Here is a 9,476-nt window from a genome sequence, read left to right on the forward strand (position 1 = left end):
TTTAACCTCCTTACTGCTTCTCAGCCAGAACGGTCATCACGCGGGCGATGTCCTTCTTGACTGCGTCGATGCGGCCGGGGTTCTCCAGCTGGTTGATGGCATGCTGGAAGCGCAGGTTAAACAGCTCAGCCTTCAGGTCGACCAGCTTGCTGGTCAGCTCTGCGGTCTGCATTTCGCGGAGTTCATTAGCCTTCATTGGTGCCATCCTCCTTCACGGAGTCCTCACGGACTGCAAATTTGCACTTGATGGGCAGCTTGTGCATAGCCAGGCGCAGAGCCTCGCGAGCAGTTGCCTCATCGACATCTGCCAGCTCGAACAGAACGCGGCCGGGCTTAACGACAGCAACCCAGTACTCGGGAGAGCCTTTACCGGAACCCATGCGGGTCTCAGCGGGCTTCTCAGTAACGGGCTTATCGGGGAAGATCTTGATCCACACCTTGCCGCCACGCTTGATGTAACGAGTCATGGCAACACGAGCAGCCTCGATCTGGGTGGAAGAGATCCATGCCGGCTCCAGAGCAACAAGGCCGTACTGGCCCTGGCACACCACGTTGCCGCGGGTAGCCTTGCCGGTCATGCGGCCGCGCTGAACGCGGCGGTACTTAACACGCTTAGGCAGTAACATTACTTGTTGCCTCCTTCCTTCTTCTGAGCGGTCTTAGCGCTCTTCAGGACCTCGCCCTTGTAGACCCACACCTTAACGCCGATGCGGCCGTAGGTGGTAGCAGCCTCAGCAAAGCCGTAGTCGATGTCGGCACGCAGGGTCTGCAGGGGGATGGTGCCCTCGTGATAGCTCTCAGTACGAGCGATATCAGCGCCGCCCAGACGGCCGGAGCACATAGCCTTGATGCCCTTAGCGGGAACGGTGGAACGATCGCGGGGGCTCATAGCATTGCGCATGCACTGCTTCATGGCACGGCGGAAGGTCACACGGTTCTCCAGCTGACGAGCGATGTCCTCAGCAACCAGCTGTGCGTTGGTGGAAGCGCTCTTGACCTCGATGACATTGACGATCACAGTCTTGCCATACTCCTTGGTCAGCTTGTTCTGCAGAGCAACGCGCTCCTCACCGCCCTTGCCGATGACCATGCCCGGCTTAGCGCAGTAGATGTTAACAGTCACGCGAGGAGCGGAAGTGGAAGGATCCACAGTACGCTCGATCTCGATCTTGGGGACACCAGCGTCCTTCAGCTGAGCCTTCAGCTCAGTGCGGATCTTGTGATCCTCGACGAGGTTATCGCTGAAATCCTTCTTGGAGGCAAACCAGCGGCTGTCCCAGTCTTTAATAACGCCGACACGAATGCCGTGCGGATTTACTTTCTGGCCCATTGTTTTCCCTCCTTACTCTTTCTCTTTCAGAACAACGGTCATGTGGCTGGTGCGCTTCAGGATGCGGTAGCCGCGGCCCTGTGCACGAGGCATCATGCGCTTCAGCGTGGGGCCGGGGCACACGTAGCACTCAGCAACGTACAGATTGTTCTTGTCCATATTGAAGTTGTTTTCCGCATTAGCGGCTGCAGACTTCACCAGCTTCAGAAGGGGCTCACAAGCGGCCTTCGGGGTGTACTGCAGGATTGCCAGCGCTTCGTCCAGGGGCTTGTTACGGATCAGGTCCATAACGATAGACACCTTACGGGGACTAATGCGGGCATAACGAAGAATTGCCCGAGCTTCCATGTTGTGTTCCTCCCTCTATTATTTAGAATTACCGGTGTGGCCCTTGAAGGTACGGGTGGGAACGAACTCACCCAGCTTGTGGCCAACCATGTCCTCAGTCACATACACAGGCACATGCTTGCGGCCGTCGTGAACGGCAAAGGTGTGACCAACGAATTCGGGGAAGATCGTGGAGGCGCGGCTCCAGGTCTTGATGACCTGCTTCTTGCCGGAAGCGTTCATTGCTTCAACGTGCTTCAGAAGAGCAGCCTGGACGAAAGGTCCTTTTTTAATGCTTCTACCCATTGTCTTAAACTCCTCTCTTACTTACCTGCACGCTTCACGATGAGCTTATCGGAGCGCTTATGATGCTTGCGAGTCTTGAGACCCAGAGCGGGCTTGCCCCAGGGAGTCATAGGACCGGAGTGACCAACAGGTGCGCGGCCCTCGCCACCGCCGTGGGGGTGGTCGCAGGGGTTCATAACGGTACCACGGCTGCCGGGACGAACGCCCATGTGGCGCTTACGGCCGGCCTTGCCCAGGTTGACGTTCTCGTGGTCGATGTTGGAAACCTGGCCCACAACTGCGGTGCAGTTCACGGCCACGTTGCGCATCTCACCGGAGGGCAGACGAACCAGAGCGTAGCCATTCTCCTTAGCCATCAGCTGAGCCATGTTGCCAGCGGAACGAACCAGCTGAGCGCCGCGGCCGGGATACAGCTCGATGTTGTGGATGATGGTACCAACGGGGATGTTCTCGAAGGGCAGGCAGTTGCCGGGCTTGATGTCGGCAGACTTGCTGCTGATGACCACATCGCCCACCTTCAGGCCATCGGGAGCAATGATGTAGCTCTTAACGCCATCGGTGTACTCGACCAGAGCGATGAATGCGCTGCGGTTCGGATCATACTCGAGAGTCTTGACGGTAGCGGGGATATCGGTCTTCTGACGCTTGAAGTCGATGACACGATACTTGGTGCGGTTGCCGCCGCCCTGGTGGCGGACGGTGATACGACCGGTGTTGTTGCGGCCGCTGTGCTTCTTCATGGGCTCCAGCAGGCTGCGCTCGGGAGCGACCTTGCTCAGGACGCTGTAATCCGTGACGGTCATGCCGCGGCGGCCCGGAGTAGTGGGGCCATACTTCTTGATAGCCATTGTGCTATTCTCCTTTGTTTATCTTATGAATTATTATCGGGGTCATATCCCCATAGAGGAACCCTCGGCGGGTTCGGTTTAGACCATGCTGTTGAAGAACTCGATTTCCTTGGAGTCCTTGGTCAGGGTCACGATTGCCTTCTTGGAAGCGGCAGTGTAACCAGCATGCATGCCCTGGCGGCGGAAGCGGCCACGCACGGAAATGGTGTTGACCTTAGCGACCTTAGCGCCGGGGAACAGGGTCTCGACAGCCTGAGCGATCTCGACCTTGGTGGCATCAGTAGCAACCTTGAAGGTGTACTTCTTATCAGCGATGCCAGCCATGGAGTTCTCGGTAATGACCGGCTTCAGGATGATATCATGTGCGGTTTTCATTAGCCAAGCACCTCCTCGAGCTTCTTAGCTGCGTCGACGCTGATGATCAGCTTGTCGGCGTTCAGCACATCGTAGGTGTTCACGCTGCCTGCAAAGGTGGTCTTGACACCGGCAATGTTGCCAGCGCTCTTGACGAACTTTGCATCGACGGTCTCGTTGACCAGCAGGTTCTTCTTGCCAGCGCCAACAGCGTTCAGCATTGCAACCACAGCCTTGGTCTTGTACTCGTCGCAGGTGAACTTATCAACAACGACCATGTTGCCATTGGCAGCCTTGTCAGACAGAACGCTCAGCAGAGCCAGGCGCTTGACCTTGTTGTTGATGTGGTAGTTGTAGCTGCGGGGCTTGGGGCCCAGAGCAACGCCGCCGTGAGTCCACTGGGGAGCACGGATGGAGCCCTGACGAGCGTGGCCGGTGCCCTTCTGACGCCAGGGCTTCTTGCCGCCGCCGGAAACTTCCATGCGGATCTTGGTGTTCTGGGTGCCCTGACGCTGGTTGGCCAGGAAGTTCACCACAGCAATGTGGACAGCCTTCTCGTTCGGGGTGATACCGAACACGGCGTCGGAAAGCTCGATCTCGCTAACGTGCTGACCGTTCATATCGACTACATTAAACTTTGCCATTGTAGCTTTCCTCCTTACGCCTTCACGCTGTTGGCCAGAGTGACGATGGTGCCCTTGGAGCCGGGAACCGCACCCTTGACAGCGATCAGATTGTTCTCGGTGTCAACCTTGACAACGGTCAGGTTCTGCACGGTGACCCGCACAAAGCCCATGTGACCGGGCAGGCGCTTGCCGGGGAACACACGAGAGGGGTTGGAAATAGCGCCCATAGAACCTGCATGACGAGCAACAGGGCCGGTGCCGTGGCTCTCACGCAGACGGTGCTGGCCAAAGCGCTTGATAACGCCCTGGTAGCCCTTGCCCTTGGAAACGCCTGCAACGTCAACCTTGTCGCCTGCTGCGAAGACATCAGCCTTCAGCACGTCGCCAACGTTCATTGCGGAAACATCTTCCAGACGGAACTCGCGCAGGGTCTTCTTGGGGGCAACGTTTGCCTTCTTGAAGTGACCTGCAGCTGCCTTGTTGACCTTCTTGGCGGAAACCTCGCCGAAGCCCAGCTGGACAGCCTGGTAACCATCGCTCTCGACGGTCTTCTTCTGCACCACGGTGCAGGGACCAGCCTCGATGACAGTTACGGGAATAACCTTGCCGCTCTCATCGAACAGCTGGGTCATACCGACTTTCTTGCCGATAATGCCTTTAACCATTTTCTTTTCCTCCTGTAAAGGTTATTGGTTGGCGGCGCACGTCACCGCCAACATGACCCCTCGGGAAACGAGGAGCATCGCTTGGATCAGCTGTTACAGCTTGATCTCGATGTCCACGCCAGCGGGGAGCTGGAGGCTCATCAGAGCCTCGACCGTCTTGTTGGACGGCTTCAGAATGTCGATCAGACGCTTATGAGTGCGGCTCTCGAACTGCTCGCGGCTATCCTTGTACTTGTGGGTAGCGCGCAGAACGGTAACGATCTCACGATCGGTGGGCAGGGGGATGGGGCCGGACACGCGGGCACCAGTGTGCTTTGCGGTCTCCACGATCTTCTCTGCTGCGGCATCGATCAGCTGAGCATCATAGCTCTGCAGACGGATTCTGATTTTCTCTTTGACTGCCATTGCTTACGCCTCCTGAAAAAATTGATTTTGCCCTAGGCGAGCCGATAAATTGCTCTACACAGTTCCGGGTGTTCCTCGATTTGGCACTAGAAAAACCGGTGAACCGCTTGGCAGTTCTCCCGGAAATATATTAGCAAATCAAATCCGAACATTGGTTCCGCCCGTTTCGCAGGTTGCCCCGCCGAGGGAACGTATTCCATCGCTGTCAGTAATTTTTTCGCCCGGTTCTAAGATCGGACATACTCCGCGGAAATAACCCATCACGACTATTGCCGGATGACAACCTCCCGCATCTACGCATATCGCTGGCCTGCACGACTTGTATCGCACAAGCCCTTTGCAGCCGAGAGATATTTTATCACATCTGCGTGCATTTGGCAAGTGTTTTTTCAAAAAAATCGTATTTTTCTTTTTTATTTTCTCTACACGGTCTTTTGGCGCATTTTTTGTGCATTTTGCATACCGCGTTCCACGTTTTTGCGTGGAAAACTCCCCCGCCTTTCAGGATGCACCGGAATGGGGCGCTTTATACAAAAAGACCCTCTCCGTCAGGGCCCACAGGCTTTGACGGAGAGGGTCATTCTTTACTTTTTCTGTTTCAGCTGTTCTTCCAGCCCATCCCGGGGAGTGATGTAGACGGTGGTGTACACCTCATACAGAACCATGCCGGGCTTTGCGCCGTTGGCTTTCCAGATGTTCTTCACCTCGGTGGTGTCCACGGCCACCTTGGCACCGGTCCCGGCCTTGTAGGCGCTGGAATAGATCACGGCCAGCTCGGCGGCCTCCTGCCGGGTGGTGTCCGGGATATCCTCCCCCCGGCTCATCACGACCACATGGCTGCCGGGAGCCTTCTGGACATGGAACCAGAGATCCTTGCCCCGGGCGGTGTGGAGGGTCAGCTTGTCGTTCTGGGCATTGTTGCGGCCCACAAGAATTTCAAAGCCGTCGCTGGAGGTAAAGCGCAGGAAGTCGGCAGGCTTCTGGCGCTTGTCGCGCTGCTTGTAGTATTTCAGGTAGCCCTGACTCTTGAGCTCGGCCCGGATCTCGTTCAGTGCCGCCTCACCGGCGGCGGTCTCCACCTCATAGAGTACGGTTTCCAGATAAGCGATCTCCTTTTCACCCTCTGCCAACAGGTCTACCAGCATCCGGGCGGCGGTCTGCTTCTTCTTGTAGTTCTTGAAGAAGTTCTGGGCGTTCTGGCTGGGGCTGAACCGCAGGTCCAGCGGAATGGTCACTTCCTTGCCCTCATCGTACCAGTTGGGCACGGTGATGCTCTTCATTCCCTTCTGGGCCATGTAGAGGTTGGCCGAGAGCAGCTCCCCGTAGAGCCGCAGCTTCTCGCTCTTGCCGCTGGCGGCCAGCTCCTCCTGCCGGGCGGCCTGCTTGCGGACCGCACGCTCGTACATGTTGTGCACGGCCTTGTGCAGCTCCTTGCTCTTGGTGCGCAGGCGCTCGGCGCGGTCCTTCTCGGCATAGTAGCCCTCGAGCAGGGCGTTGAAGGACGGCCACTCTTTTATAATATAGGTATCGCCGTACTGCAGGGGCCGGAAGAAGGTGAACTCCACCGGCTTGCCGTCCGGGGCTGTCACGCTGCAGGGACAGCCGCCGTTGTGGTGGAGTTCCTTCAGCTCATCAATGGCGGCCATCAGCTTCCGCTTCTGCGCATCGTCCAGCTCGTTGGCCAGCAGGTGTTCCCCGTCGAAGGCGCGCCAGGCGGCTTCCCGGCAGACCACCGGGCCGACACCGGCCACGGTCTTGTTCAGAGCATCGGCCACAGGCAGGTCCCGCTCACAGGCTGCCGCCACGATAGACGCGGCGCTCACCTGCAAAAAGTCAGGGCGGGCCGGTTTGGGCGGAATGGTGTAGGGCAGGCCCGGCAGCAGCTGCCGGACATCGCTGTCCTCAAAATCCACCCGCTTGAGGGCATCGATGATCTTGCCGTTCTGCACCAGCACCAGATTGGAGTAGCGGCCCATCAGCTCAGCGCAGAGGATGTCCTGCACCAGGTCACCCATCTCGTTGGTGCACTGGAAGGTAAAGTACACGATGCGGTCACCCGGCTCCATCTGCACATCCAGCAGCTTGCCGCCGGTCAGATGCTTGCGCATCAGCATACAGAAGGAGGGAGGTGTCTCGGGGTTCTCGAAGCTCTCTTCGGTCAAGCAGACCCGGGCCGAGCCGCTGCGTGCCGAGAGCAGCAGCGCATAGGTCTCGGTGCGGGTGCGCAGGGTCAGCACCAGCTCGTCGCGGGTGGGTTCAAATATTTTTGCGATCTTCGCATCGGTCAGGGTCTGTTTCAGCTCCCCAGCCGTCAGCGCCAGCGTCGCGGCATCAAGTGCCATCTTATAATCACCTGTTTCTCTGATAGAATCTCTTATTCGTTTACGCAAAACGCTCCGGTTTTGCCAAGGGCTCCCCTACTAGGCAACGACGACGACCGCCGCCAGTGGCGGATGAAGGGAGGAGTTGTTGGGGCAGCGGCCAGCAGGACACGAGTGTAATACTTTGCACGAAGTGGACGCTGGGAGCCGCAACCCGTATGCTGGCGCAAAGCGCCTGAGAGGTTTAATTCCTTATTATATATAAGTAAACGGATCTCTGTTCTCTCCGCTCACCCGCACCTCCAGCTCCGGGAACGCAGTGCGCAAACGGTCAGCGATGGCGGCACACACCGGGAACTCGGTGGCGTAGTGCCCCGCCGCCACCAGCGACAGCCCCAGACGCACGGCATCTATGGCCGCGTGGTGGTTGGCCTCGCCGGTCAGCAGACAGTCCGCCCCCACGGCAAGGGCATCCTCGAACATACTTCCGCCCGCGCCGCTGATGACCGCCAGCCGCTTTACGGTCCTGCCGGTATCCGCAAACTTGACCTGCACCGCGGGGCCGCTCCGGGGCCGGTTGCACCGCCCGCCCAGCACAGCCTGCGCCTTGCGGGCCAGCTCCGGCACCGTGATGGGCTCAACCTCACCCACCCGGCCGCAGCCATCGGCAAACACTTCCCAGTCCCGCATCCCGAAGATGCCCGCCAGCACCTCGTTCACACCGCCCTCGGCGGCATCCAGATTGGTGTGCATACAGATGGCAGAGATGCCCTTTTGCACCAGCTGGAACGATACATCTCGGGGGGTCAGCTTTTTCAGCGGGCTGAAGATGACCGGGTGGTGGGACACGATGAGCTCGCAGCCCCCGGCCGCAGCTTCCTCCACCACCTCGGGGGTGATGTCCAGCGTTACCAGCACCCGGGACACCTCACGGCCGCAGTCCACCAGCAGGCCGGGGTTATCCCAGCTCTCTGCCAGTTCCAGCGGCGCATAGCGCTGCATCTCAGCGTAAATATCATTGGTTGTAGCCATAAAGCTGTACCTCCGATTTCAGCAGCCTCACCCTCTCCGTCATTGCTGCGCAATGCCACCTCTCCCGAAGGGCGAGGTTTTGACAATCCCCACAAAGTTTCCGGTTTTGCCAAGGGCTCCCCCTTTGGGGGAGCTGGCGAGCGTCAGCGAGTCTGAGAGGGCGAGCCATCTAACAATTTATCGATCTCCTCTGCCAGCTCCGTCCCATCCGGCACGCCCAGCCGGAAACGGGGGAGCTTGGCCTTCTGCCAGGCGGCATATCCTGCACCCTCGGGCCATTCGGCTGTTCTGCCGAACAGGCACTCGGTAAAGGTGGGGATGCGCACCTCGCCGGTGTACTCGGCGGCCATCACGGCGTACCAGCGGCCCGCCGCCTGCACGGGGCGGTCTGCCGCCAGCGCAAAGCCGTGTTCCCACAGCCAGCGGCGCAGCTCGCTGTGGCGGGTGGCCGGCACCATCACCAGCCGGGGCCCGCCGACCTGCGACACCCACGGGGCCTGTTCGATGATCTCCCAGGTGGTCTGTGCCGAAACGCCCGCCAGCACAATGGTACCCACCTCGCCCGCAGACAACACAGAAAGACCGTCGCCGAGCCGAAGCTCAACGCGGTCTTTGCATCCTGCATGTTCCAGCGTCTGTTCTGCCTTTGCCAGCGGGCCGGGGCGCAGATCAGCCCCGATGACCCGGGGGTATTTCCCCGAGGCCGCCAGCACCGCTGTCAGCTTGCCGTGGTCACAGCCGATGTCGGCCACCGGCTTGCCCGGCAGCACCAGCTCGGCGGCGGCGGTCAGACGCGCATCCAGTGTGGGGAGCACTCAGGCCTTCTTGGAAGCCAGATGGGCGTTCAGCTTCTCCAGCAGCTCGTCGCAGTCCACACCGTGGACCTCGCAAGCCTCGGCAATGGTCTCGCCGCGGGAAGCGGGGCAGCCCAGGCAGTGCATACCGATCTCCATAAAATAGGGAGCGGTGGTCTGATCCATATCCAGAATATCGCCAATGATGGTCTCGCGGGTCACCTGCATCGTCTTGTTCTCCTCGTTCTTCTTGAGCATATTAAAAATATCAAACATGATGGGATTCCTTTCTGTTGTGGGTGTTTTCGTGGTCAAACAGACCATTCGTATATACTATACCCTATTACTAGGTATTTTTGCAAGACTTCTTACAAATTTTAAGCCTCATCTTTGTACAACCTCTCAGTCGAGCTTACGCTCGCCAGCTCCCCTGGTAGGGGAGCCTCTGACGAAACCGGAAACTTTGCG

General features: G+C 58.6%; 14 protein-coding genes. All 14 read right to left on the bottom strand.

Going from position 1 to position 9,476, the window contains the following annotated elements; genetic code table 11:
- Positions 1-10: 10 nt before the first annotated feature.
- Positions 11-196 carry a 50S ribosomal protein L29 gene (rpmC, locus tag GXM22_RS13425; protein ID WP_005934912.1) on the bottom strand — a complete coding sequence of 62 codons (186 nt, stop codon included), beginning with the start codon at positions 194-196 and terminating at the stop codon, positions 11-13.
- Positions 186-626, bottom strand: a complete 441-nt coding sequence (rplP, locus tag GXM22_RS13430) for a 50S ribosomal protein L16 (RefSeq protein ID WP_005934913.1) — start codon at positions 624-626, stop codon at positions 186-188. The genes rpmC and rplP overlap by 11 nt, the downstream gene beginning before the upstream one ends.
- The gene (gene rpsC / locus GXM22_RS13435) at positions 626-1,330 is read right to left on the bottom strand and encodes a 30S ribosomal protein S3 (protein ID WP_005934914.1); all 705 of its coding nucleotides are present in this window, start codon (positions 1,328-1,330) and stop codon (positions 626-628) included. Before rpsC ends, rplP begins: the two co-directional genes overlap by 1 nt.
- Positions 1,331-1,342: 12 nt before the next feature.
- Complete coding sequence (rplV, locus tag GXM22_RS13440; RefSeq protein ID WP_005921882.1) at positions 1,343-1,678, bottom strand: 50S ribosomal protein L22; 336 nt, start codon at positions 1,676-1,678, stop codon at positions 1,343-1,345.
- 18 nt (positions 1,679-1,696) lie between these two features.
- On the bottom strand, positions 1,697-1,963 hold the full coding sequence (gene rpsS / locus GXM22_RS13445; protein WP_005934915.1) for a 30S ribosomal protein S19: 267 nt from the start codon (positions 1,961-1,963) through the stop codon (positions 1,697-1,699).
- A 17-nt stretch (positions 1,964-1,980) separates the two neighbouring features.
- Entirely contained in the window at positions 1,981-2,811 is an 831-nt protein-coding gene (rplB, locus tag GXM22_RS13450; RefSeq protein WP_005934917.1) for a 50S ribosomal protein L2, read from the bottom strand.
- Positions 2,812-2,889: 78 nt separating this feature from the next.
- The gene (gene rplW / locus GXM22_RS13455; protein WP_005934919.1) at positions 2,890-3,186 is read right to left on the bottom strand and encodes a 50S ribosomal protein L23; all 297 of its coding nucleotides are present in this window, start codon (positions 3,184-3,186) and stop codon (positions 2,890-2,892) included.
- On the bottom strand, positions 3,186-3,809 hold the full coding sequence (rplD, locus tag GXM22_RS13460) for a 50S ribosomal protein L4 (protein ID WP_005934920.1): 624 nt from the start codon (positions 3,807-3,809) through the stop codon (positions 3,186-3,188). Before rplD ends, rplW begins: the two co-directional genes overlap by 1 nt.
- 14 nt (positions 3,810-3,823) lie before the next feature.
- Positions 3,824-4,456, bottom strand: a complete 633-nt coding sequence (gene rplC, locus GXM22_RS13465) for a 50S ribosomal protein L3 (protein WP_005934921.1) — start codon at positions 4,454-4,456, stop codon at positions 3,824-3,826.
- Positions 4,457-4,549: 93 nt separating this feature from the next.
- Positions 4,550-4,861 carry a 30S ribosomal protein S10 gene (gene rpsJ, locus GXM22_RS13470; RefSeq protein WP_005934923.1) on the bottom strand — a complete coding sequence of 104 codons (312 nt, stop codon included), beginning with the start codon at positions 4,859-4,861 and terminating at the stop codon, positions 4,550-4,552.
- Positions 4,862-5,445: 584 nt separating this feature from the next.
- On the bottom strand, positions 5,446-7,203 hold the full coding sequence (locus GXM22_RS13475) for an Rqc2 family fibronectin-binding protein (RefSeq protein ID WP_005934925.1): 1,758 nt from the start codon (positions 7,201-7,203) through the stop codon (positions 5,446-5,448).
- A gap of 234 nt (positions 7,204-7,437) precedes the next feature.
- Positions 7,438-8,214 (bottom strand): Nif3-like dinuclear metal center hexameric protein, encoded by a 777-nt coding sequence (locus GXM22_RS13480; protein WP_005934926.1) that lies wholly within the window; start codon positions 8,212-8,214, stop codon positions 7,438-7,440.
- A 143-nt stretch (positions 8,215-8,357) separates the two neighbouring features.
- Positions 8,358-9,029, bottom strand: a complete 672-nt coding sequence (locus tag GXM22_RS13485) for a class I SAM-dependent methyltransferase (RefSeq protein ID WP_005934503.1) — start codon at positions 9,027-9,029, stop codon at positions 8,358-8,360.
- A complete protein-coding gene (locus GXM22_RS13490) occupies positions 9,030-9,284 on the bottom strand; it encodes a DUF1858 domain-containing protein (RefSeq protein WP_005934504.1) in 255 nt (84 codons plus the stop codon).
- Between the last annotated feature and the right edge of the window lie 192 nt (positions 9,285-9,476).

Source organism: Faecalibacterium duncaniae (assembly GCF_010509575.1).
Lineage (GTDB): Bacteria > Bacillota > Clostridia > Oscillospirales > Ruminococcaceae > Faecalibacterium > Faecalibacterium duncaniae.

Coding starts and splice junctions, on each gene's coding strand:
- rpmC (WP_005934912.1), bottom strand. CDS start 196: ATGAAGGCTAATGAACTCCGCGAAATGCAGACCGCAGAGCTGACCAGC.
- rplP (WP_005934913.1), bottom strand. CDS start 626: ATGTTACTGCCTAAGCGTGTTAAGTACCGCCGCGTTCAGCGCGGCCGC.
- rpsC (WP_005934914.1), bottom strand. CDS start 1,330: ATGGGCCAGAAAGTAAATCCGCACGGCATTCGTGTCGGCGTTATTAAA.
- rplV (WP_005921882.1), bottom strand. CDS start 1,678: ATGGAAGCTCGGGCAATTCTTCGTTATGCCCGCATTAGTCCCCGTAAG.
- rpsS (WP_005934915.1), bottom strand. CDS start 1,963: ATGGGTAGAAGCATTAAAAAAGGACCTTTCGTCCAGGCTGCTCTTCTG.
- rplB (WP_005934917.1), bottom strand. CDS start 2,811: ATGGCTATCAAGAAGTATGGCCCCACTACTCCGGGCCGCCGCGGCATG.
- rplW (WP_005934919.1), bottom strand. CDS start 3,186: ATGAAAACCGCACATGATATCATCCTGAAGCCGGTCATTACCGAGAAC.
- rplD (WP_005934920.1), bottom strand. CDS start 3,809: ATGGCAAAGTTTAATGTAGTCGATATGAACGGTCAGCACGTTAGCGAG.
- rplC (WP_005934921.1), bottom strand. CDS start 4,456: ATGGTTAAAGGCATTATCGGCAAGAAAGTCGGTATGACCCAGCTGTTC.
- rpsJ (WP_005934923.1), bottom strand. CDS start 4,861: ATGGCAGTCAAAGAGAAAATCAGAATCCGTCTGCAGAGCTATGATGCT.
- GXM22_RS13475 (WP_005934925.1), bottom strand. CDS start 7,203: ATGGCACTTGATGCCGCGACGCTGGCGCTGACGGCTGGGGAGCTGAAA.
- GXM22_RS13480 (WP_005934926.1), bottom strand. CDS start 8,214: ATGGCTACAACCAATGATATTTACGCTGAGATGCAGCGCTATGCGCCG.
- GXM22_RS13490 (WP_005934504.1), bottom strand. CDS start 9,284: ATGTTTGATATTTTTAATATGCTCAAGAAGAACGAGGAGAACAAGACG.